Here is a 23,645-nt window from a genome sequence, read left to right as displayed (position 1 = left end):
GAATACGTGGATGACCTGTAGACGAACCCATCCGGAATTGCTCAACGAGGTCACGTAATCTCGTCGATTAACTCGAAGCCATTTTTGAACTGAACGCGGTTCTCGAACCCGTTCGCCTCAAGCGCAGCCACGGCACCTTCTCCGGCATCGAGGTCCGTCGTCACGATAGAGACGTAATTGGTGTTCTCTTCGAGTCGTTCGGCCGCGACCGCAGCGAGTGCAGTGTCGGCTTTCTCAATCTGGTCTTCGTCCCGATTCGACGAACGGGCGATGAACGACAGGACGTCGTCCATAACCCGTGACACCGTGCTGTTCCTGTAATCCGGTTCGTCAGCGACCGTGACCCAGCCCGCGTCGATGGCGCTGTTGATCGGTGTCTGACTCGGTGTGCTCCGATTCGGGGCACCACCAAGTTCGTCGTAGACCCGCTGCGGAATGAGGAAGGTAAGGTCGTTCCGTTCGGCGAAGCGTTCGAGTGCAGTATACTTGTTGTTCTGCTGGCGGCCACACGCAATGAACAGGCCCGTATCTGCCACCCACGCTACCGACTCTTGAAATGGATCGAACGGCTTACTCATCGTTTCCGTCCTCAGTCCTCTGTTGTTGGCGGCTGCTCACGGGCGTTCCGGATCTCCTCGAAATATGGATCGACCGTCTTCATATCAATGACGACGTCTCGCAACGCCTGTAGCACGGCAATTGCGAACGCGTGCTGGAGATCAAGCTCTCGGGCCGCAACCCGTTCTGACATCTCACCTTCCGCGTATGGGACGGCATACGTGATCGCTGCTGCGAGCTTTCCGAGTCCATATCTTTCGATCAAGAGATTGAGATCTTGGTCCCGAGCCGACCGGCCGAACGCTTCGATGAGCGTCGGCGTGATCGTGTACTCGTCTCCGTCGAGATTCGCGGTGAGCGTAATCGGGACTGCCGAATACGTGTGCGTCTTTTGTTCTTCATCCCGGGTCAACACCCCGAGTTCGACGAGCGTGCCGGCATCCGAGTACGCTGTCGTCCGCGGCAGCTCCAATTCCTCGACGATGTCGTCGATGGTGACTTCTCCTTCTCGGAGAACGAACGTGTAGAGTCGCGCCAGCCGCAGTTCCTCCAGCAGCTGTGCCACTGATAGCAGGCCATTGACGGCGCGCTCGGGATCTCCAGCAGCCTTCGACATACAATTCATAATTCGTGTATTAGGTAATAACGCTTGGGGCACTCGGATGCACCAATCGTCGTGAACGTTCAATATCTAGACCTGAGGGAGAATATCATGTACATCGGTGTCCATCGGTGCTCGACAGGATGGGTCGCTGTCCAGTTCGACGAGGACGGCTACGAAGACACCAATCGATACGAAGACGTCTAGGGACTGTGGATGGCTCACCTCGATACGGCAGAACAAATACTGATCCACGGACGAAAACTCAAATGCAAGGCGTTCACGTGATGACACCACTCGCAAGAAACTCAGTCCGAAGTGCCGTTCTAGCGTGTTTCCTGTTCTCGCACGAGCGGCTGTTCACGAGGGGAGCTACGAGGATGCAAAGCAGAGGCAGGAGAAGCGCACTGATGGTAGTCTTGGCGTCCAGCGTGGGGTATCGTGAATAAGATCACTGAGCTTGGCTCGTCCCTCTGCGAGAACCCGTATCAATCGGCGATTGATTTTCGCTGTTGGGACCAGTGTGGATGGACGCGAACTCCCGTGGACGCCACTCGCCCGGTTGCACATCGAACGAAAGCAAACACATTCCAACAGTAGAACACGAAACGGCGGATTCAGAGGCTTTCGGCCGTGATTTCGGGAGGAATCGCAGCGATGGGCGCTGGAGGCGCTTGTCCGACTGTCCAACGAATCCCCTTCCAGGCGTGAGGCGTCCGAATTCCGGCAGCTCAGAAACAGCTATTCATCAATTAGTATACTATTTGTAGCTCCGGTGAAAGAGACAGAGCGCGAGTATAGTATTCCATCAACAGCTGTCGTCGCAGGTCAAGGTGAAACCAAGGGGTTCCCAAGAGCGATAGAAATCCCTCGATGAAAACACACTCTTACTAACCGCCAGACTCCCCTGGTCTAGATAGATCAATACAGATCACTATTGAGAAGAGTTTTCTCTCTTTCTTGTGGAGATTCTATTCCGTCTCTCGATAATACTGTAGACCATCGAATGATGGATACAGGGGCTATCTCTGCCGATCCGCAACTCAGGTATGACAACTGTTCTAACACCCTTTGTGAACAGCTCTACATTATCTGACCCCTTCTCAGATCAGCCACATCTCGAGAGCCATAGAACTATTGACGTTCCTGATTAGCCAATTGATAGAGAAATTCCACGGGAACCTTTGTTTGCACCGATATCAAATGATTGGGGGGGTGATATGGGGGTGGGGGAAAGGTGGGTATGAAACCACCCAATCTGTGGCTTCGGTTGCCCCAACTGGGGCAAATAGTTGTGGGGGCAGTCATATATAAATCTCTGGCGATGACTTTCACTGAATGGGATTCCTGTTGAAGCAAACCACGGTACGAAGTACTCGGTTCGCGCTCATAGTAAACGGGAACTGTTCAGTTGGATTATATGAGCGTGCCAGAATGACGTCCTCAGCCCCGTTTGATCTCCCGTGAGCGTTCCATATGGTGTTCTGATGGAACGACTTATCTGTAGGACTGCTCTTGGCTACATATGACGATTGCAACTGGCGATTCTGTGACGATTGAGTATACTGGACGATTGGACGACGGATCTGTCTTCGACACATCACGTGAGGAAGTCGCTGAAGAAGCGGGCTTGGCCGAGACGCAACCCGACCGTGAATACACTCCGCTAACGTTCGAAGTCGGATCAGGGCAGGTTATCGAAGGACTCGAAGACGCACTGAGTGGGATGGAACAGAGCGACGACTTCACTGTCGAAATCCCTCCCGAAGAAGCCTACGGTGAATGGAGTGAGGAGCGTGTCCGAGAATACGATCGCGCTGAACTCAGTGAGATGCTCGGCGGTAAAACCCCAGAGGAAGGTGCGTACATTGAAACCCAAGAGGGCGAGCTCGCCGAAATAACCGCTGTCGAAGACGACGTAGTCCGCGTTGATTTCAATCCAGGGCTCGCTGGTGAAACGCTCCAATTCGATATCGAAGTTGTCGACGTCAACTGACGGTTGCTGTTGTGGGTGAACGAGCCTCGCGTGATACACAGTGCGTGTTTGACCTCCTCCACACGACTGAAGTCGTGGGATTCCTCCGTGGGTAATCCAACCAGATCGATTACCCCGGCTGTGAACTTGCGGGTTTGCTGAGGCTGGGTTGGTCGAGCGACCGCGACTGTTCCCCAAAATCCGCGGGTATCCAGTCGTGTTCGTTCCACTGCCAGTACGCCCCATCCGTGGGTGCGTCCCTGTCGCGCTCAGCAGACAGGGCAGCGGGCCTGGCCATCGGCCCCATTTCAGACTGCAACATATTCCACGCCCCCGCCACGTCACATACGTTCTAACAGCTGATTCATCGAGTTAGTGCTCCGAGAAACTCCTTGTGAATCGTTCTATGACTCCCTCGACAAAGTATGAGATCTCCAGTTTGACTGGTGTCACCTACAGTTTGAATACGTATGCCGATCCCGCATCTTCGCCGTTGGGATCATCGTCGTGGTAAGCCCCAATGAGAGCAGTGGTCCCGTCACTCGACACTGCCACGGACCTGCCGAAGAAGTCAAGGCTCTCACCGTCATCGGCAGCGAATTTGCTGATCTGTGACGGACGTTGCGTCTTCGATTGGATGCCGGTCTCTGGTTTTGTTCTTGTCACTAGAACACCCGGCCAGTACGCCTACTCCGGTCGCTCCAACCAACTGAAGAAGATCTCGACGCTCCCAGTCCATAGAGTACATAACGAGCGCATTGTGAAAAAGACGGGTCAGTCGAATCTCATTGGCAACGGCTACTGACGCTGTCTTGATCGATTTGTTCCCAACTCTGCGTCAATCGCTATCTAAGATACGCGCCCTCCATCTCGCACGGGCGCTATCGGCCTACTCAGCCTGTGTCAGATAACAGGTGATGCAGACCTCGATCTGAAGCCCGGTCTACCGGAAAGATTGGGGCCTATGAATAACTCTTATGGCCATATGATCCTCAAATGACGCTATGGTACACGGTACCAGACGAGACGTTCTCAAGGTAAGCGGAGCATTGCTCGGAGGCATCGCGCTCGGGACTACCGTTACAGCGGCAGCTTCGACTGATCGGTACATCGTCCAAACAAAGGGCCGCGGGTTGCCGAAGAGCGTTGAGATGGTCCACGAGATGCCGGGGACCGACATAGCAGTCGTTTCCGGAACCGAGGGAGCGCTGCAGTCGTCGAGGGGGGTGCGAGAATTCGCGCCGGACGTCGAGCTCGAACTGAGCGAGCCGTCGGTGAACGTGGAGATGCCGTCCTTCGACACCGCGGACTATGAGGGTCAACCCGGCGACTTCCTGCAGTGGGACAAGGCTGCCCTAAACGTCTCAGAAGCCCACGAGACGACAGAGGGTGAGGGCACACGCGTCGCTGTCATCGATTCTGGCGTACTGGAGACCCATCCAGACCTTGCCGGACCGCTGAACCTCGATCTCTCGCGGAACTTCACCGACGATGGCGGCGACCACAATCCCGTCGGCGGCGACGATCACGGCACCCATGTTGCCGGCATTGTCGCCGCAGACAACGGGGGCGGCATCGGTGTCAACGGCACGGCACCACAGACCGACCTAGTGGACTGCCGCGTGTTCTCCGGGCCGAGCGCGTCGTTCGCCGACATCCTCGCGGCGGTCGTCTACAGCGCGAACATCGGCGTGGACGTGGCGAATCTCTCGCTGGGAGCGTATCCGATTCCGCGGCAGGCCAATGGGGAATTTTATGGGAAGGTGCTCAACAGCGCGATGACCTACGCGAACAAGGAGGGGACCCTGCTGGTCATCGCGGCTGGCAACGACAGCGCCGACCTCCAGCACGACAAGAACTTCATCAGCCTGCCGAACGAGGGGGCACAGGCGCTGTCGGTATCTGCGACCGGCCCACTCGGCTACGGCTGGGACGCCGATGGCGACGGCGAGGTGACGGATCTCGCCGCCTCGCCTGAGAGCCCGGCGTTCTACACGAACTACGGCACCAACGCCGTCACACTCGCTGCGCCGGGCGGTGATGCTGACTCCGACGCCATTGGAACCGGCGTTCCGTGGTTCAACGACCTCGTATTCAATACGGTGTTTACCTATGAGGACACCGACGGCGATGGCGAGCCCGATACCCAGGTGCCTGGCTACGGCTGGAAGGCTGGCACCTCGATGGCCGCGCCGAACGTCGCTGGCGCCGCGGCGCTAGTCAAGAGTGCGAACCCGAACTACAACGCCAGCCAAGTCGAGTCAGCGCTCAAGCGAGCCGCCGACGTCCCCGAGGACTACGACAAGGCGTTCTACGGCAGCGGTTACCTGAATATTCTCGACGCGCTGTAGGGGGGAACGGAGACACGTTTTCGGGATTGCGAACCTAACACTCCCACCACTCGGGATTCCTCCGCGTTCACGTGGAGGGGGATGTCAACCACGAGCCTGCGTCGTATCAGCAGTCACTATCGTGTCCTATGTTTCCTAATATTTATCATCATCTGATCAAAGGGTATGGCGGTGTTCAGATAAGGATTGAAGAGTGAGGCGGTGTGTTTTCTGAGTGGTTCATGCCCGAAAACACACGCCTCAGCGGTAGTATCGACCAGATCAACTTAGCGTTTGTTGAACGAGAAGCGACACCGCGGCTGCTGATGAAGCTCGGTATTCAGCTGCATCTTGCTGGACTATCGCTTTCGAATACCGTTTCGATTCTTGCGGTACTTGGTGTCGAGCGGGCACGATCGACCGTCCATAATTGGGTTCACAAGGCTGATTTACAGCCAGAGTCGGGTCGATCTCCGGATCACGTTGCGGTCGATGAGACCGTGATCCGACTCAATGACGAGCGGTACTGGCTGTACGCTGCGGTCGATCCCGAAACTAACGAATTACTCCATACAAAGCTTGAACCGACGACAAACAAGGTGATCGCTCACTCTTTCTTCACCGAACTTCGCGAGAAACACAACGTTGACGACGCTGTGTTTCTCATCGATGGGTCGCTCTCACTGAAAGACGCCTGCTCACGACACGGCCTCGATTTCAGATACGAACGCCACGGAAATCGGAATAGTGTCGAACGTGTCTTTCGTGAGGTAAAATGACGCACATCTTCGTTTTCAAACTGTTTCAGCAACGCCCAAGCAGAGACAGCTGACGACTGGCTTCGATCGTTCGCCTTCGCATGGAATCAGCTAATCTGAACACGACCGTCTCTACGACATATCGCAAGATTCGTCCGATTCGTGTAGTGAACTGAGATATGGGCTCGTTCAAACACGGACGTATCGATGCCGGTGACACCGTTGACCGGCAAATCCCTAAGTGAGACGTTTAGTAACACCCGCCAAACGGCGTTCTCCAGACGGTCAAACGCCTTATAGAGCGTTGAGGGTCCGGGGATCGAATCAAGGTCGAGGACGTCACGGATGCGGGGCATCTCGATGAGTTCGTCAACAAGGTCGCGGTACGTGATCGTCTTCTTGACCCCCAGACAGAGCAAGACGACGTGTTGACTGAGCATGAATCATTTCCGAGAATAGCGCGTCGAGAACCGAGAGCCAGCAAGGGTTACAACAAGGACTTGGAGACCATGTCCTGTTTTTGATTTGCCTACTGTACGTGCGTTATCGTTAAAAATAATAAAAACCACCCCAATCCTCGGGGAATGAATATATTGAAAACCGTTATGAATTGACCTCATGCGATGCCTAGGTTATCCAGTATCAATCGTCGAACCGTACTGAAGGGCACGACCGGCGCGGCACTTGGATCGCTTATAACAGGGACAGCAGCTGGTCGCGCTCGAAACGGTGGCTCATCGTCAGATGATTCGTCACCCAACCTCATAGCCCATCGGGGCTTTGCAGGCGTACATCCCGAAAACACCGTCGGCGCAGTGGCAAAAGCCGCTAAAGGAGGCAAAAGCAACGACGCGGCCAAACGCGGCGCTGACATGATCGAAATCGATGTAGTTCCCTGTGGGGGCCGACCATACGAGGGAGAGGACTTCGAGGTGGTCGTCTTCCACGACGATCGTTTGGCCTCACGTGATGGAGGTGAGCGCGGTCTTACCGACCACGAGAATACGCTCGTGTGGGAGACTCCCTGCGCAGACGTCCAGAACGCTGAAGTTCTCGATAGTGGGGAGACAGTCCCGACGTTGCAGGAAGTATTGCAGGCGGTCCCGGCGCACGTAGGCATCAACATCGAGTTGAAGAATCCCGGCGACACCGGGATTCGATTCGCCGAAAACCTAGAGGGAGAAGAACTTGAAGCTCGAAAAGACGTCTGGCGGCCGTTCACTCAACGTGTGCTTGACATCGCGTCCCAGTTCGAGAACCACATCCTTGTGTCGTCGTTCCTAGAGGCCGCCCTGGCGACGACGCGGGAATACGATCCCTCCATTCCGATCGCATTCCTGTTCTGGGATTCGATCGAAGTCGGTCTCAAAATCACCGAGAAATACGATTGTGAGGCAATTCATCCACCGTATAATATGGTCAAAGGGGCGCCGTTCTTCAACGACGCGTACTACATCGAGGAGCCGGAATTCGCCGATATTGATCTAGTGGAGAAAGCGCACGATGCAGGGCGGAACGTGAATACGTGGACTGTGGGTACCTGGTATCAGGCTGAGCAACTCGTTGACGCTGGAGTCGACGGGATCATCGCGGATTATCCCAATGTATTTAATTGGAGTGTCGAGTAACGCACTAGTATTGTTGCAGAATATACATTAACTAACCTCTTTTCTTATAGTTGATCGAATAATCCGGTGAGAACGTTCTCTATCCAAAAATCAGATTGACTCAATCGAAATAATCCAACTATTCGTAGGTGATAAGATCCCCCACAGTCTCTGTATCTTTCACTCGGTGATCGAAAAAGTCAGCGATCATATTAACCAGGGACTTAACTAACTAGGAAAACTGCGAGGACCGGTATGCTTGGAAAGGCAACCGGCACCTGCTGAGACTGTCCTAAAGTCCACTATCTATCGGTTCTAGAGCTTCAACGCCTGAGCCATCGCTTTGTAGATGTCCGTGTTATCGTTCGCGCCGGCGAGATACTCGGCATTCGGGCCGGAGGCCCAGATCGGGAGTTCACGACCGCTGTGTGAGCAGGACCCCCAGCCGATGTTCGCATGCTCACTGACAACCGACGGGAACCCTTGGGTGTTCGGATACCACTTCGTGTCTTCAATTCGGCTAATTTCCTCGGAAGTGAGCGACTCGATGGGAGTGTTATTAGTGACTACTTCTTCAACGTTGTCTGCGTCCTCAACCATGGGCCAGAGCGTTTCGAGACTGATCTCCATCTCGTTGATGAACTCCATGTTGACGTTGTAAGCGTCGCGCCCCATCTGGAGGCCACCCGTTTCGTGGTCGCCCGCGTTGATAACCAGCGTCGGTTGAGTACCCTTGCTGTTAGCGTAGTCAAGGGCGACTCCGGTCGCTTCGTCGGCTTCGAGTTCCTCGTGCGGGAGGCTGGGATCGTTGGCGTGGGCTTTGTGGTCGACACGTCCGGCCTCGACCATCAGGAAGAAGCCTTGGCTCTTGCCAGGACCCTTCTTCCGGAGGAGTTCGATCGCTTTCTCCACCATGTAGGATAGACTCGGGGTTTCCTCCCCTCGATCCAGTGTATACGGGATGTGACTCTCCGAGAATAGACCGAGGACGGGCCCTTCCGTCACATCTTCGAGATCGGATTGCGTTGTGACGTACTCGTATTTGTCCTCGGCTTTGTCGATCAAGTCGTCGCTGAACTCCCGGCCACCGCCGCCGAGTAGGACGTCGACCCACACCTTTTCCTCGTCTGGTTCCGCCCACAGTGGACCTTCGATATATTGTCGGGCAATCTCTGTCTCGTGATCCCGGTCGGGCCAGTGCGTAGCGAAGGTCGCGGGAGTGGCATGGGTAAGTCGCGTCGTCGTGACGAGTCCCGTCGCATACCCGGCTTCGCGGGCCTTCTCTAGCACCGTCTTTACTGGAACGAATCCTTTATCGTAATCAAGGACACCACCGACAGCTCCGTTATACGTCTTTGTCCCGGTAGACATAGCCGTTCCGGCGGCAGCAGAGTCAGTGATATTCTGGAATCCATTATCCAGTTCATCACCCGTGAAATCACCCTCGTATTCGCCCCCCCACTCTGTTTCTCCGACATCGTCGGGCATCGTCGTCATCGTGCCCATCGTATCGAACCGATCGACGTTCAGCTGTGTTTCGTCCGGAGTGGCATTCACCGGGAACGCCTCGGGGTCGTCTTGGTACGCTTTCAGATAGCGGGCAGCGGTTACCTGCGACTGCGATTGTCCGTCAGGGATGACGAGCACGACGTTCCGCGCTGGTGTCCCTTTTTTCGCAGAGACGGTCGGTCCACTAAGGACAGCACCACCAGCAGCGGCCCCAAGACCTGCCAAAAATGTTCGTCGGTCACTAGAGTACTTGCGATGCGCCTTGGCGATCGGATTGGGTTTGTCGGTCATAACACACCCCAAGTCACGGCTTCAGCCCCTTGTGGTAATTATTCACACCCCAAATTGAAAGGGGTATTATTTGCCGGTAAAATGAATGGGGGCGTTCAGATCATGATCTCCTGGTTCACAAAGCCAAGTGGTAGAGGCCGTCTGTGCTGTCTTCACCTTCGGAGTAAGACGCACATAAAGGTCGTCACAGGCTCTCACCTGCTCAAGTGCAGACCATTCGAATAGATAGCTGTCTTAAGTGACGCCACACTGAGTGCACATCCAGACGCAAGCGGACACATCGTCCGGTCAATCCTGGCCGGTATAGACGTGTTTGGTGGACCCACAGTGCTTGCAGGCTTTGATCGCAGTGACCTTGTCCTCGAGATCAGGGAAAGCGTAGTCCTGCTGCCAAATGACACCGGTGATAATCCAGTATGCCTTGCCAAAGCGCTCTTCGAGGTCCAAAGTCGTTTCCCGGTCGTCGATGGGCTTGCCGAATTCAGTGTACAGCTGTGGCGATTCGTCATCGCGATCCTGCATATCGGCGGCAAGATCAGCCAACAACTGCTGGCCAGGGTCAGAACGGGCCCGGACGATATCGGGCAACGCCTCGTAGCCGTGATCGGTCGGTGAGGGTACATTTCCACCAAAGTCACTGATCAGTGTCAGCTGCGTGCCCGTTGATGTCGACCACTCGAATTCCGAGCGTTTTTTCGGCGTGACCTGACCGGCGATGCTGGCCGTGTACCTGTGTTCGTCGGTAACGACAGCAGCGACGACCCGGTCAAATGTCCACTCGCGGGAGACCGTCGCACCGGATGCTGGTGAGCGAGAGCCACATCGGGCAGTGGCTCGACCGGGGGGCAAACGCCTTGCGAGCGCAGTCACGGCAGTAGTCGTCAGTCGGTGGAATCTCCCAGTCACACTGATTGCAGGTGTGGCGTTTACGCTCTTCGTTTCGATCAGAATACCCTTCATTGGGGAGTGTGTCGTCGGCTTTCGGATCTGCGTGAGGATCGTCGGGAGCAGGTACCCCCCGCGGATCCGAGAAATCATACATCTGGTGCTGGTTGTCTATCACATTGAGGGGTCAGCCATTATCTCATAAAAATAGTCATATCAAGTAAGTATCAAGTACCACTCCAATCTGAGGATTATACTGTCGTCTGGTCGGGAATCGTCTCAATCAGGTGTTCGGCAGCATCGGAGATTTGATTGGGGCGTCGAATCCCAATCGGTCGGCAGCATCGAGTAAGCGCGTCGACGAGTCCGTCAGCCTCGCCGTGGGCGTCGGTCTCGAGCTCGGGCAATGGCTCTCCCTGCGTTTGGGAGGGTAGTGTTCAGATTAGCTGATTCCATGCGAAGGCGAATGATCGGAGAGGGACCACTCTACGGCGGCCAGACGCTCGGATCGGTCCTATCCGTTTTCAAACGGCCAGCTTCGGTTGCGGGGGTCAGGCGCTCGGCTCCGGAATCGACGACGCCCGAGCGGCCTCCATCAGGTACTTACCGTCGTTCTCGACGAGCCAGCCGCCCTCAACCGCTGCGTCGACTGCGGACTGCATCTTCCTCACGTACTCGTCATGAGTCGGATATAGCTCGTGCAGCGTCTCGCCGTCGAACTGCTCGGTTCGACCGCGCATCACCATGCAGTCGTTCGATTCGTATAGTGCGACTGGGACGTCGACGACCGGTAAGCGAAGGCCACCGACCGCATTTCCAAATTTATCTTTCTTCGGTTCATTGTCCGCGCGTTCAAGGCGTGGGGCGCTTGCCGCCTCCTTGTTCCTCGTAAGCCATCGGTTCATCTGGTGTAACGCTGCACGGTGGACGTACTGATGGGGAAAGAGGTTAGATGGACAGTCGGACCCGCCCTGTTCGCCGTAGTGGCGCATCGCTTCCGGGTTCCACTCCACGTCTGCGCCCTGGTCGCGCGCGTTGACCTTGTCGCGGTAGACCATGGAGTAGTTGTTCGTGTGGGTCGCTCCGGCAACCTCCCAAAGCTTGAACAGACCGCCGTCCTCGCGCGGATTGGTTGTCCCTGGGTAGCCGAAGTTCCGTACCTCTGTCTCGGTATTCACCCACAAGACTGGTACCAGGTCGTCTCGAACTCTTCGTTGGGACCCTGGTGCGAACCATTTCAAAGGAATGGATTCTGGAATGAAGCCGTCAACGATGTCGTGGGCTTCCTGCACCTCATTTATATAAGTGTGCAAGTACATCGCGGACTGAGAGATGCCCATGGCGATAACGTTTCTGACATTAAGCTTGGCGATCGGATCCGGGTCCGGTCGCGGACGAGCGCGAAACGCCTGAATAAGCTGTGAAAAGATGTCGTAGGAGTATGCATCGCCAGGATGTGAGATCGCAGCGTAGCGTTCTGGATCCCACTCTCGCAATGCGTCGGCTCCGACTTTCTGCACGGAGGCAATGACTAGGACATACCCCTCTCGCATCGCGTAGTCGAACTTATTGGCAAAGGAGAACGGGACGTCGTTGCCCTCCGTGACGTTCGCCCAGTTTATCGCAAGCGTCCCGTTGAACTGGCTTGGGCCGGACGGACGATACACTAACACACGTGTCGTGTAGGACGCGGTTTCGTCCGAATCGTTGACTAGTTGTTGCGCCGTTCCCGAGATGAAGTACTCTTCCTCGGTGTAGCTGTACTTGTCGATATCAGCGACAGTCGCTGTCATCGGTTTCCCGGTCCTAACACCGCCAGTTATGGGGCCCTCGACATCGGGTACCGGAACCTCGTGGTACTGTTTCGCGGCGACGCTACTACTACCCATCCCTGTTGTGATGCCCAGTGCCACCGAAGCGCCGCCCAGCTGTTTGAGTAAGGCTCGTCGGCTGATTCGACTTTTTCGAGGGGTATTAGAATGACCCATAGTTTGTGTATACTATATCACATTATTAATAATTATTTATAGATAGTTGTCATTTTTGGGTTGGGTAGTGAACCGGTTTCGAGTGGTCACGTTTCGGCGGTTTATGAGTTAGTACACACTCGTCGGTAGTGTTCAGATTAGCTGATTCCATGCGAAGGCGAACGATCGAAGCCAGTCGTCGGCTGTCTCTGCTCGGGCGTTGCTGAAACAGTTTGAAAACGAAGAGGTACGTCGTTTCACCTCACGAAAGATACGTTCGACACTATTCCGATTTCCGTGGCGTTCGTATCTGAAATCGAGGCCGTGTCGTGAGCAGGCGTCTTTCAGCGAGAGCGACCCATCGATGAGAAGCATGGCGTCGTCGTCATCGTGTTTTTCGCGGAGTTCAGTGAAGAAAGAGTGAGCGATCACCTTGTTTGTCGTCGGCTCAAGCTTTGTATGCAGTAATTCGTTGGTTTCGGGATCGACAGCAGCATACAGCCAGTACCGCTCGTCATTGAGTCGGATCACGCTCTCATCAGCCGCAACGTGATCTGATGATTGACCAGACCCTGGCTGTAGATTGGCTTTGTGAACCCAAAAGTGATAATCCAGCCAGATGCAGCTGAATACCGAGCTTCATCAGCAGTCGCGGTGTCGCTTCGCGTTCAACAAACTCTAAGTTGATCTGGTCGATACTTCCGCTGAAGCGTGTGTTTTCGGGCATAGAGCACTCAGAAAACACACCGCCTCACTATTCATCCTTATCTGAACACCGCCCACTCGTCACAGGCGCTGGTGAAGATCATATGGACAACCAATAACCTGGGACAGTGATTTGAGGCAGAAGGCCACTGTCTCGGGGGTTGGTTGGTCGTGATGTCGGCTTCCTCTCCGGCCTACTCGCTTGTGCTTCCGACTAAGCGTGGGAAGCCCGTCTCATTGAGGCCGGAGGCTCCGCCTCGAAGCCGCTGATTAGGCTACCTAATACATCCAGCTACCCCCTCGAGGTGGCTCAGCCAGATGGCTTATCTAACAAGCTTAACTAAGTAGTATAGCTATGTCGAATAGGTACACCGTCTGACTGGCCTTTATAACTGAGTAGATCAAATGGGTAAATATGCTGGCCTACACAGTATATTCAGAAGCAGGCGGCGTTGGCAAGACAACGCTGGCCGCAAACCTCGCGAAGGCAGACGTTCGTGCCGGCAAAGACGTCCTTATGATCGATCTCGATACGCAGGAAGCGTCGCTATCGTATCTACTGAACGTCAACGGAGATCGCGACGACGAAACAGCGGATAGCCTCCTCCGGCATATGATCGAACGCCCCCGAGGTGACTTCGAAGACCTAATCAAGTCGAGCGAGGGCATCGACATTATCCCAGCCCACAATATTCTCGAATACGCCTCAAAACACCTCCGGCGCCGTGAGGAAGAAGCCGCTGACTTTGGGGAGTCCTGGAATCCCAACAAGCAGTTGCTCCGTGTGCTGCGAGAAGCTGGCGTCCACGAGCAGTATGATACATTAATCGTTGATCCCCCAGCGAGCGCAGATATCAAACTCCACAACGCAATTCACGCGACACGGCATCTAGTCATTCCATTCGAACCCTCTGGGAAAGGCTACGAATCAGTCCAAGGGCTTGATCAGCTCGTGGGCGGCCTCGAAGAACAACTCGGCATCGAAGTCGGTGTCCTTGCAGTCGTTCCGAACCGCTACAAGGGAATGAACGACCAAGAGCGTTTCCTTGAGCAACTGCAAAACGATGGCTGGGACGTGCCAATCAAATTGCGAGAACGATCATCGATGCTCGAAGGCTGCTGGGCCGAGCAATGTACCGCATATCGCTATATCGAGGAGCACCGTAAGCGAGAGCGTGACCACGAACTCGACACGATCGAGAAGATCGACAAGCTCGCAGCTCACATCCGGCAGACAAAGGCGGTGGAAGCATGAAGAAAGGTTCAACTGACGATCCCTTTGCTGATGACGAGGAAGAGGCCGACAATGAACCGGAACAGCCGGAAAGCGAGCGATCCGAGCTCAGTACGTCAGCAACGAGTGAGTCGGTAACATCATCACAGAGGACGACGCAGCGGCAGTCACTTCCGTATATCCACTCACGAGATGGTGTCAAAGACGGACGTAAGCAACGGCCAGTATTTCTTCGCGAGCATATCGAAGACGGTATCGATGATCTCGTCGATCAAATGGAATCTGAGTTCGGCGAAGATGTGTACAAGACAGACGTGACAGAAGCTGCGATGGCAGTCGCCCAAGAGCATCCCGAATTAGTCCTAGAGAAGCTCGAAGAGTGGGGATACGGCTGGTCGTGATTCGTTCGGTGGGCCAACCCAGTTCTGGTCCGTAGCATCTTCCCGCGCCGTTTCTCGTACTTGAGACGCTTGCAGCTGACCAGTCGGTATTTCCAATGAACGACTCGTCGACGTGACAGTGGGGAGTCCATCCACATTTGAGTCCACACCGAAGTCCCCTCGCTACCAGAAGACAGTCAGAAACAGAGAACAATATATATCGGTTGTAGAAGGAAATATATACTTGAAGTCCGTTAGATGAGGTATGGCTAAGAGCTCCGGTCGCGACGGACCACCTCCATTCGATCGACCGTTCGAAGACGAGGATACGAAACAGCGGGTCTATGGGACGGTACTTCATACTCGGGAGCCAACGACGGCTGGGGAGATTGCAGATCAAGCAGACTGCTCAGAGGATGCAGCGCGATCTCATCTGTCCTTTTACGCTGATCTGGGAATCGTCACCCGCCACGAGGGACGCCCGGTCAGGTACGAGCGCAACGACGACTACTTCGAATGGCGACGGGTAAACGAACTTGCTCAAGAACATACCGTCGACGAGTTGCAGACCCGCGTGTCAGAGCTCACGGACCGGATTGAAACGTACCGTGACGAATACAATGCGAACTCACCTGCTGACGTCGACGTACTAGAATTCGATGCGGCCGAAATTGATGATGTGTACGTGGATCTCAGTGAATGGGCGACAGCTGTAGAGGATCGGCGTCTTCACGAGCGCGCCCGAAGGAAGGTATCCAGCTCTACAGCACCATCACACAGCTGACGATGGTGCCAGTAGACGACGGCGCAAGTCCCGCACCGATCGATCGGGCAGTGCTACAACAGATACGTGCTCGGTTTACCGGGAGTCGTCTGGCCGAGACTACGGAACTTGTCAAAGAGAGAAAATCACACTTGCGAGTCGAGTTATCTGACGAGTACTATCCAAACGAGGTCTCGGCTCACTTTGAGATCCGCTGGTACCGTAACGACGATTTCAACATTCACTACCAGGAAAAACGACAAGGCGGGACGTGGAAGTGTCGGTGGGATCGGCATCCAAACGTACACAATTCACGAGATCATTTTCACCCACCACCGGACGCCAGTCGAACCGACGCCCAAGACGATCAGTGGCCAATGGACCACCGAGACGTGTGCCGTCTCGTCATAGATTACTTGGAAGAACGTGTCGAGACGCTGTGGAAACAGCAGTAGGCGGACAAGTTTGCGTATCGCTAGTGAGGTTATAGAAGTTCGAGGAGAGAGCTTCGCGCTTTTACTGAGGATGAATCCAACATCTGCTGAATTTGTCACGGTCAGCGTGCGGAGGAAGTAAACGGCGACTCCAATCAACGTGACGGCAACTGGTATCTCCATACATCAATGCTCAAAGAGGACGACGACACTGATATCACTACAGATTTGCGACCAAGTCCCCCGCTTGTGCTGCTTCGAGTATTTTTTATGCTCTCGTCCATTCGATGCAACAAGTCCCCTGGTATCATATGACCAGGGATCCCCTTCTAGGTCGGTAACTGTACCACCGGCCCATTCAACCATAGCTGCACCAGCAAGGTAGTGTTCAGATTAGCTGATTCCATGCGAAGGCGAACGATCGAAACCAATCGTCGGCTGTCTCTGCTTGGGCGTTGCTGAAACATTTTGAGAACGAAGAGGTACGGCGTTTTACCTCACGAAAGACACGTTCGACACTATTGCGATTTCCATGGCGTTCGTATCTGAAATCGAGGCCGTGTCGTTGGCAGGCGTCTTTCAGCGAGAGCGACCCATCAATGAGAAACACGGCGTCATCGACGTCGTGTTTCTCGCGGAGTTCGGCGAAAAATGAGTGAGCGATAACATTGTTTGTCGTCGGTTCAAGCTTTGTATGCAGTAATTCGTTGGTTTCGGGATCGACAGCAGCATACAGCCAGTAGTTCTCGTCGTTGAGTCGGATCACGGTCTCATCAACCGCAACGTGATCCGGTAATTGACCAGACTCTGGCTGTAGATCGGCTTTGTGAACCCAATTATGAACGGTCGATCGTGCTCGCTCGACACCGAATACCTCAAAAATCGAAACTGTATTCGAAAGCGATAGTCCAGCAAGATGCAGCTGAATACCGAGCTTCATCAGCAGTCGCGGTGTCGCTTCGCGTTCAACAAACTAAGTTGATCTGGTCGATACTTCCGCTGAGGCGTGTGTTTTCGGGCATAGAGCACTCAGAAAACACACCGCCTCATTATTCATACTTATCTGAACACTACCACCAGCAATAGTATCCCAAGGGTTCGTCATAACATTCGTAATAACACCCTCGAAGCTACCAGCGGAAAGTAAAGACAAAGCAGCCTGTGTTGATCCGATCCGATGCATATCAGAAAAGAGTTGAATAATAGATTTTGTCACAGCTGTGAACTCAATCCGACGCTCAAATCCCCACCAGAACGTCGGTACAACTCTGAAACAGTCCATATCAACTCGATCGCTGACGGACACCTGTTCTCCGTTCCGATAGACTCCGTCTGTTGTTGCGACATAGGTGTCGCCCATCATAGGGAGGATATTCACCGCCGTAACTACTTGGCCGTTGACAAGGCAGGCGACACTGGTTGTCCAGCGACGATTCCCACGTACATGGTTATTGGTGCCATCGATTGGATCAATCACCCATGTTCGACCAGTCTCAGAGATTGCTGTTGCCGTTGTGCCTTCCTCGCCATAAATTGTGTCGTTCGGAAACGTTTCTTTAATCCTGTCAGCTACTGCCCGCTGAGCAGTTCGATCCGCGGCGGTAACTACATCTGTTTTTGCCTTGTTTTGCCGCTGGCTGACCGGAGTTTCAGACGCTCTCACAGGAAGATTCCGTCAAGCTAACCGGAAATTGGACGCCATCTGGCGATATGAGATCGCTCAGACGGTAGCGGTGATGTATCGAAGTCTTGCCAAACAACACGTAGACGACCCTGACGTACCGCCGCGCCGGACGGCGCGGACGGGTACGCCAAGTGGACACAGATCGCGTTGATTTTGTTCCGCGTTGAGTTGAAGAAGAGTCTTCGTGAAACTGAAGACTACCTCAACGAGATGCCCGGCATTCTCGCCGTATTTGATCTTGACGAGGCACCACACTACAGTTCGTTTTGCCGGTGGGAAGACGAGTATCGGATGCGTGAACTCCGCCGCCTGTTCCGCCGAAGCGCGGAGCAGGCGGGCTGGAGTGGTGAAGCCGCAATCGATGCAAGTGGCTTCCAGCGTGATCAGACCAGCTATCACTACCGTGACCGTGCAAATTACTCGTTCCAGTCGATGAAGACAACGATCTTGATCGACGTGAACTCCCTAGCGATCAAAGACGTTCATTTCACGACACAGAAGGCATGGGACGGCCACATCGGGATGCAGGTCTTCCGCCGGAACGCGGAAGACCTGCGTGTATTGTCTGCTGACGCGAACTACTCGTGGGGCGAACTCCGTGAGGAGTGTCGCTCCAACTCAACGCGACCGTTGATCAAGCACAGAGAGCAGACACCGTTGCAAAAGGCTCACAACGCCCGAATGAACGAGGATTACAACCAACGCTGGATGAGTGAGACGGGCTTCTCGCAGTTGAAGGAAGACGACGGCGAGAAGCTCCGCTCCCGGAGCTGGCACGGCCAGTTCCGGGAGCTGACTCGGAAGTGCATAGTCCATAACCTAACGCAGGCGGCGAGTTAGGGCTCGCCGCCTGCCCCCCTTCTCCGGACGTATCCGGGAGAGGCATCGCCGTCGTCACCGAAACAACGAAGCAAGATACCATAGTTTTGACCCTTCGACAACCACCGTGAGTGACGGCTACTGCATCTTCTGACTCCACATACCTGCCTCTGATGGCGTGAGACTACAAACAATCGCCCCTACCCCGTCGCTGTCTTGCGTTCAACAAGGCAGTGATTCTTTTAAGTAGAACAGCAGTGATTAGATCTTTAATGATTGATTCTGTTATACAGAACCGAGACAACGACAGTATGGGAAGCATAGTATTACAACCAAATGTTTGTAATCTCATAAACTATCTGTTATTAAATGCAACCTGCAAACGCAGAGGTGGCCATTACAAGCATACATTCGTAAATCAACTTGGCCCGGGAGAGATATCAGGTAGCACCGTCAACGAGGGCGTCAATACTGGAAACGTTATCCAGAAGCGTCCACACTTCGGTATGGACCGCGCACGTGTCTGGGTCGATAGTTTCGAGCGTGCCGAGTGTTTCGAGTTCGAGAAAACCAGGTTGTGTATAGACCTCAACGGCACTCCCTCCATCAGGATACAACCCGTCCAGGTCAATCGTGATCTCCTTTCGGAACGCGCGATTGTCCCGAACGTATGCTACCCACTCATCACTCACAGTAGCGCCAATCTTCAGTGGTCGATCAATGTCGTTGTTCTGCTGGACTGTAATAGCCTCTTGATCAAAGTGGAGGCGGTCGTCGTCAGGATGAGTGTACGGCCAGAATTGGATGGACCGATCAGGCTGTAAGGAGTCCTCCGGTGCTTGCCGGCAGAATGGCAACACTGCAGTACCGCCAGCCTTGAGCACGGTAAGCCCCCACGGAGCGAATTTGATCGGCCAGTGGCCTTCATTGTGAATGCGGTGCGTGACGGTCATCGACGGTTGCGACGGCGACATCTGAACCTCAAGCTCGCGACGTAGGGGCGATCCAGGATCCATCTCTCGGGTTGCGCGCACTACCCCATCCTGAATCGCGTACTCGACGGGCAAGTCATCAGGCACGTGCGTACGAGAATGCGCCTCGGGAGCGTGCCAGAGGCGATGACCACCATATTGCGGAAACTCATCGCGTTCTTCAGGGTACGTTCGGAATTCGTTAGTTCCGTCTTCAAAGCCAAAGTGGAGTATCCGCGGGCCTATTTCTGTGCTGATTTCAGCCCGCACAGTACCGTTCGCCAATTGCACACAGCGTCCCCATCGAGGATTGTCAGTTTGAGTTACAGATACAGCGCACATTATTATCATATATGCTCCCCCTGGGACAAGTCGATTACGGTCGATGAAACAGCGATAACAATACTTCGAAAAGTGTCACAATCACGGGAAGCCGCGATCGAATTGCTTGATCGAAGGTTTCTCTCCTTCGACATCCGCAATGTAGTCGAGCAGCCGTTCGCGGAGATCATTGGCGACATCCCGATACTCTGGCCGACCAGCGAGGTTGATCGTCTCGCCCGGATCCGTCCAAAGGTCGTACAGATATCGTTCAACGTAGATCTCACTCGACTGATCAGCGTTTCCGCCACGCCATCCGGTCATTGTAGGTGCCGCAACGGCGTACTTCCAGCGGTCGGTCCGAAGCGCACGACCGACCTGGGACTCGCTGACCTGGATAAATGCCTCGCCGTCATCGTCAGGGACGTCGCCGCGCACGACTGGGAGGAGGCTCTCGCCGCGCATCGAGTCAGGAATGTCTATTCCGGCAGCGTCGAGCACTGTCGGAGGGAGATCAAGCATGCTGCGGACGCTCTGGATATTGCGACCGTTGTCGAATCCCGGTCCCGCGAGAATGAACGGGACCCGAACTCCGGATTCGTGCGGAGTCCGCTTGTGTTCGCCGGGCCGTGTTCTAAAGTGACAGCCGTGGTCCGATGTGTATGCCAACAACGTCCGATCTCGAATGTCGTGATCGGAGAGCGCATCTAATAACTCCGCAACCTGTTCGTCGATCCGCTCAACGATGCCATAATAATCTGGAAGTTCCTGATGCCACTCGCCGGGACGATCCACAAGGTCGTCGGGAACATACGGACGCTTCGCGTGGCGGTCAGCGTATTCGTCCGGGGCGACGAACGTCCACCGATCGTTCTGGTCGTGCGGTTCGACGTACCCGATCACGAGAAAGAACGGCTCGCTCAGCGTTTCGATCCCTTCGATGGCGAAGTCGGTGAACGCATCAACGCGATAATCGTCGAATGTTACCGGATCCCCGTCGGCGTCAAACAGACGGCCCTGATATGGCTGAGTGGTGAATTCAGGGACATCGGCCGCAATCCAGAAGTCCTCGTACCCGCCACGCTGGGCCGGCGGTACGGGATCGTCAAACGTGCTTGCGAGGTGCCAATTCCCGACGTATCCGACATCGTACCCGGCAGCCGAAAATCGGTGGGCAAGCGTTTGTTCGCCTTCTTCGAGGGGAATTGCACTCTGCCAGACACCTGTTTCCGTGGCGTACTTGCCCGTCTGTAGGGCCGCTCGGAAGGGGCCACACAGTGGTTGTGGGGAGATTGCCTGCTCAACGAGAGTGCCCTCACGTGCGAGGTCATCAAGCGTCGGCGTCAGCCCCATCGGATTCTCGTAAGCCCCAAGCGTATCCCACCGCTGCTGGTCCGTCAGGACCACCACGACGTTCGGCGGCGTTCCGTCGGTGTCCATACCGGCCATATAGACGCACACCGACTTGTATGTGATCCCCTAGTGGTACAGATGACTCTGGATCGAATCAGCGGTGCTTCCGACGAGACTTGTGAAGTCGGCGGTATTGACCTTCTCGTTCATTCGGTCTGATGGACCTGACACAATGACAGCACCCAATGGATTACCCTCTAGATTCGTGATCGGTGCAGCGACACACCGCTGATCAGGGTGGTATTCACCCCGGTCAATCGCCCGGCGTCTGTTTCGAACGCGCCGGAGTTCATCGCGGAGTTCTGCCGTATCGGTGATTGTGTTCTCTGTCAATTCGGGCAACCCATTGCGATCGATAATGTGGTCACGTTCCTCTGTAGACATGTTTGCGAGGATGGCCTTGCCGCCAGCAGTTGCCGTTAGCGGGACACTATCACCCTCCCGGATATCGATGTCGGGACGCCCCTCGGCACTCACTCTGAGGACGTATACGCCATATCCGTTTTCGGCTATCATTATACTCGCGACTTCCCCCGTCGCTTCGGCAAGTTTCTCAACCGGGCGATATGCAACCTGATAAATTTCCAGATTCGATCGGGCAGTCGTTCCGAGCCCCATAAATCGGAGGCTTAGCCGATACTGCTCGCCTTCCTGGACGACGTAGTTCACTTTCTGTAGCGTCGAAAGGTGCTTGTGAACAGTCCCTTTCGCCAAGTCGAGCTCGTCGGCGAGGTCACTCACACGGGTCCACGGCTGTCGTTTGAGTGCCTCAACAATCCGGAATGTCGTCACGGTCGTCTTCGCAGTCTGCCGGTCGAAGGTCGACGCCTCCGGGATGTTCGGGGTGTCCATACCATCCCTGTGCGGTTCCGAGCACATAATTGTTCACAAAGTATGAACGAACTGGCGGGCAACTGATACCGTCTCCAAGGGACACCCTCTTCTCAAGGCGACAAACACCAATGTGGGCGGCATACGTTCATATTTTGTGAACGTGAGTTCTTGTCGCCTGCTAGCAGCACAACCGGGACGGAACGTCTCACTCGCCACGATCAGTCGTCAGCTGCTGTGGGCATCGCGACCTGTTCGTCTTCAGGGAACTCAAGCGGCGGGAGATATGCCTCGTTTGCATCGATCAACTCTTCAGTCATCTCGTGGAGTTCCTCAAGCGTGCAGGCCGCCGACGAAAGAGGATCAAGCTTGACGGCTTTGTGGATCTTCGAACGGTCACCCTCCAGCGTACCCTCGACGGCGAGTTCGTAGACGGCCGTGTGCTGCTGATTGAGCGCTGCGATCTCAGGTGGTAGCTCGCCGACTGAGCACGGGTGGATCCCCGTCCCATCAGCGAACACGGGAACCTCGACACATGCGTCGCTCGGCAAGTTCGTGATCGAGTTCTCGTGGTTGGGAACATTGAGGTTGAACCGCCGCGGCGTGTCGGTCTCAAGCGAGTGAATGAGCCGTGCCGCATACTCTTCGGACCGTTCGACACCGACTTCTTCGAGGTTAACGTCGAGTTCAGGACTATCACGATCCTCAGACCGCTCCGTCCAGCCCTCAAGATACGTCGCTGTCGGCATCCGCTCGGCGTAGTCGGTTCCGGTCATCTCCTCGATAGTGTCCTCGTCGGTGCGGAAGTACGGGACGTACTCGCTCATGTGATGGCTTGACTCGGTCGGGAAGAGGCCGAAATGACGCAGCATCTCGAAGCGGACTGTGTCCTTGCGATAGGTCTCCTCGTCGTGGTAGGCTTCTCGGAGGTCCGGATAAACAGACTCGCCGTCGTGTTTCGCTTCGAGGAAAAACGCCATGTGGTTGATGCCCGCGACCCAGTAGTCGAGTTCGTCTTCGGGCACGCCGACGTACTCAGCGATCGCTTCGGCCGTATGTGGGACAGAGTGACAGAGTCCGACGACTTCGATGTCGGTCGCCTCGTCGACGGCCTTGCAGACGATCGCCATCGGGTTCGTGTAGTTCAAAAGCAAGGCGTCGGGACAGACGTCTTCCATGTCGCGGGCGATATCGAGCATCGTCGGGATCGTCCGTAAGCCACGAAACACGCCGCCCGGTCCCGTCGTGTCGCCGATGGCCTGCTCGATTCCGTACTTTTCGGGGATGCGGATCTCGTTCTCGAACGGCTCCGTCCCGCCGACGTTGATCATGTTGAGGACGTAATCTGCCCCGTCGAGCGCCGCTCGCCGATCGGTTGTCGCCTCGACGGTAGCGTCGAGCTCCTCGTTTTCGATCATCGCGTCCGCGACCGCGTGAGTCTGTTCGAGTCGGTGCCCGTCGACGTCCATCAGCCTGATTTCGCTGTTGGATAGCTCCTCGTAGGAGAGAATATCCCCGATCAGGTTCGTGGCGAACACCATACTGCCGGCACCGATAAACGTGATTGTCGGCATGCAAAGCACTCAATATCGAATGATAATAAAACTTA

The 23,645-nt window shown here is 55.0% G+C and carries 17 protein-coding genes and 9 pseudogenes; 10 read left to right on the top strand and 16 right to left on the bottom strand.

Annotated elements, in window-relative coordinates; translation table 11 throughout:
• Window positions 1–50 precede the first annotated feature (50 nt).
• Entirely contained in the window at window positions 51–578 is a 528-nt protein-coding gene (locus HSEST_RS13925; RefSeq protein WP_229123107.1) for a hypothetical protein, read from the bottom strand.
• An 11-nt stretch (window positions 579–589) separates the two neighbouring features.
• On the bottom strand, window positions 590–1,174 hold the full coding sequence (locus HSEST_RS13920; RefSeq protein WP_229123106.1) for a DUF7437 domain-containing protein: 585 nt from the start codon (window positions 1,172–1,174) through the stop codon (window positions 590–592).
• A gap of 259 nt (window positions 1,175–1,433) precedes the next feature.
• On the opposite strand from HSEST_RS13920, the pseudogene HSEST_RS14705 reads away from it, so the two are divergent.
• Together HSEST_RS14705 and HSEST_RS13915 are read left to right on the top strand one after the other, a co-directional pair.
• A pseudogene (locus tag HSEST_RS14705) lies at window positions 1,434–1,604 on the top strand (hypothetical protein); the annotation flags it as partial.
• 1,080 nt (window positions 1,605–2,684) lie between these two features.
• Window positions 2,685–3,155, top strand: a complete 471-nt coding sequence (locus HSEST_RS13915) for an FKBP-type peptidyl-prolyl cis-trans isomerase (protein WP_229123105.1) — start codon at window positions 2,685–2,687, stop codon at window positions 3,153–3,155.
• Window positions 3,156–3,264: 109 nt separating this feature from the next.
• Here HSEST_RS13915 and HSEST_RS13910 read toward each other — a convergent pair.
• Window positions 3,265–3,477 (bottom strand): annotated as a pseudogene (locus HSEST_RS13910) (RNA-guided endonuclease TnpB family protein); the annotation flags it as partial.
• A gap of 110 nt (window positions 3,478–3,587) precedes the next feature.
• Entirely contained in the window at window positions 3,588–3,800 is a 213-nt protein-coding gene (locus HSEST_RS14565; protein WP_267491937.1) for an FG-GAP repeat protein, read from the bottom strand.
• Window positions 3,801–4,138: 338 nt separating this feature from the next.
• Here HSEST_RS14565 and HSEST_RS13900 point away from each other — a divergent pair, with 338 nt between their 5' ends.
• Window positions 4,139–5,485, top strand: a complete 1,347-nt coding sequence (locus HSEST_RS13900) for a S8 family serine peptidase (RefSeq protein ID WP_229123104.1) — start codon at window positions 4,139–4,141, stop codon at window positions 5,483–5,485.
• Window positions 5,486–5,706: 221 nt separating this feature from the next.
• Window positions 5,707–6,342, top strand: a pseudogene (locus HSEST_RS13895) (IS6 family transposase).
• 20 nt (window positions 6,343–6,362) lie between these two features.
• On the opposite strand, the pseudogene HSEST_RS13890 reads toward HSEST_RS13895, so the two are convergent.
• Window positions 6,363–6,659: pseudogene (locus HSEST_RS13890) on the bottom strand (IS5/IS1182 family transposase); the annotation flags it as partial.
• 186 nt (window positions 6,660–6,845) lie between these two features.
• Between HSEST_RS13890 and HSEST_RS13885 the strand changes: the two are divergent.
• Window positions 6,846–7,850 (top strand): glycerophosphodiester phosphodiesterase, encoded by a 1,005-nt coding sequence (locus tag HSEST_RS13885; RefSeq protein WP_229123103.1) that lies wholly within the window; start codon window positions 6,846–6,848, stop codon window positions 7,848–7,850.
• A gap of 294 nt (window positions 7,851–8,144) precedes the next feature.
• Here the strand turns inward: HSEST_RS13885 and HSEST_RS13880 are convergent, their stop codons facing one another.
• From HSEST_RS13880 to HSEST_RS13865, 4 genes and pseudogenes are all read right to left on the bottom strand, one after another.
• Window positions 8,145–9,629: an alkaline phosphatase gene (locus HSEST_RS13880; protein WP_229123102.1), complete on the bottom strand. Its 1,485-nt coding sequence runs from the start codon at window positions 9,627–9,629 to the stop codon at window positions 8,145–8,147.
• 288 nt (window positions 9,630–9,917) lie between these two features.
• Entirely contained in the window at window positions 9,918–10,589 is a 672-nt protein-coding gene (locus HSEST_RS13875; RefSeq protein ID WP_229123101.1) for a hypothetical protein, read from the bottom strand.
• Window positions 10,590–11,065: 476 nt separating this feature from the next.
• Window positions 11,066–12,427: an alpha/beta hydrolase domain-containing protein gene (locus HSEST_RS13870; protein WP_229123100.1), complete on the bottom strand. Its 1,362-nt coding sequence runs from the start codon at window positions 12,425–12,427 to the stop codon at window positions 11,066–11,068.
• A 207-nt stretch (window positions 12,428–12,634) separates the two neighbouring features.
• Window positions 12,635–13,208: pseudogene (locus HSEST_RS13865) on the bottom strand (IS6 family transposase).
• Window positions 13,209–13,601: 393 nt separating this feature from the next.
• Here HSEST_RS13865 and HSEST_RS13860 point away from each other — a divergent pair.
• The 4 genes from HSEST_RS13860 to HSEST_RS13845 all read left to right on the top strand — a co-directional run bounded on the left by HSEST_RS13860 (window position 13,602) and on the right by HSEST_RS13845 (window position 16,018).
• Window positions 13,602–14,441 (top strand): ParA family protein, encoded by an 840-nt coding sequence (locus HSEST_RS13860; RefSeq protein ID WP_229123099.1) that lies wholly within the window; start codon window positions 13,602–13,604, stop codon window positions 14,439–14,441.
• Window positions 14,438–14,821, top strand: a complete 384-nt coding sequence (locus tag HSEST_RS13855) for a hypothetical protein (RefSeq protein WP_229123098.1) — start codon at window positions 14,438–14,440, stop codon at window positions 14,819–14,821. Before HSEST_RS13860 ends, HSEST_RS13855 begins: the two co-directional genes overlap by 4 nt.
• Before the next feature lie 244 nt (window positions 14,822–15,065).
• A complete protein-coding gene (locus tag HSEST_RS13850; protein ID WP_229123097.1) occupies window positions 15,066–15,584 on the top strand; it encodes a DUF7342 family protein in 519 nt (172 codons plus the stop codon).
• Window positions 15,585–15,586: 2 nt separating this feature from the next.
• The gene (locus HSEST_RS13845) at window positions 15,587–16,018 is read left to right on the top strand and encodes a hypothetical protein (protein WP_229123096.1); all 432 of its coding nucleotides are present in this window, start codon (window positions 15,587–15,589) and stop codon (window positions 16,016–16,018) included.
• A 165-nt stretch (window positions 16,019–16,183) separates the two neighbouring features.
• On the opposite strand, the pseudogene HSEST_RS13840 reads toward HSEST_RS13845, so the two are convergent.
• From HSEST_RS13840 to HSEST_RS13830, 3 pseudogenes are all read right to left on the bottom strand, one after another.
• Window positions 16,184–16,378 (bottom strand): annotated as a pseudogene (locus HSEST_RS13840) (hypothetical protein); the annotation flags it as partial.
• Window positions 16,379–16,385: 7 nt separating this feature from the next.
• Window positions 16,386–17,019, bottom strand: a pseudogene (locus HSEST_RS13835) (IS6 family transposase).
• A 65-nt stretch (window positions 17,020–17,084) separates the two neighbouring features.
• Window positions 17,085–17,660: pseudogene (locus HSEST_RS13830) on the bottom strand (inositol monophosphatase family protein); the annotation flags it as partial.
• Between the two features lie 47 nt (window positions 17,661–17,707).
• Here HSEST_RS13830 and HSEST_RS13825 point away from each other — a divergent pair.
• Window positions 17,708–18,521, top strand: a pseudogene (locus HSEST_RS13825) (IS5 family transposase).
• Window positions 18,522–18,940: 419 nt separating this feature from the next.
• Here HSEST_RS13825 and HSEST_RS13820 read toward each other — a convergent pair.
• The 4 genes from HSEST_RS13820 to melA all read right to left on the bottom strand — a co-directional run bounded on the left by HSEST_RS13820 (window position 18,941) and on the right by melA (window position 23,610).
• Complete coding sequence (locus HSEST_RS13820) at window positions 18,941–19,762, bottom strand: hypothetical protein (RefSeq protein ID WP_229123095.1); 822 nt, start codon at window positions 19,760–19,762, stop codon at window positions 18,941–18,943.
• A 132-nt stretch (window positions 19,763–19,894) separates the two neighbouring features.
• The gene (locus HSEST_RS13815; RefSeq protein WP_229123094.1) at window positions 19,895–21,232 is read right to left on the bottom strand and encodes a sulfatase-like hydrolase/transferase; all 1,338 of its coding nucleotides are present in this window, start codon (window positions 21,230–21,232) and stop codon (window positions 19,895–19,897) included.
• A gap of 39 nt (window positions 21,233–21,271) precedes the next feature.
• Complete coding sequence (locus HSEST_RS13810) at window positions 21,272–22,057, bottom strand: IclR family transcriptional regulator (protein WP_229123093.1); 786 nt, start codon at window positions 22,055–22,057, stop codon at window positions 21,272–21,274.
• A gap of 200 nt (window positions 22,058–22,257) precedes the next feature.
• On the bottom strand, window positions 22,258–23,610 hold the full coding sequence (melA, locus tag HSEST_RS13805) for an alpha-galactosidase (RefSeq protein ID WP_229123092.1): 1,353 nt from the start codon (window positions 23,608–23,610) through the stop codon (window positions 22,258–22,260).
• Between the last annotated feature and the right edge of the window lie 35 nt (window positions 23,611–23,645).

It is taken from the genome of Halapricum desulfuricans (assembly GCF_017094465.1).
In the GTDB taxonomy this organism is placed as follows: Archaea; Halobacteriota; Halobacteria; order Halobacteriales; family Haloarculaceae; genus Halapricum.
This window is presented reverse-complemented; position numbering and strand designations above follow the sequence as displayed.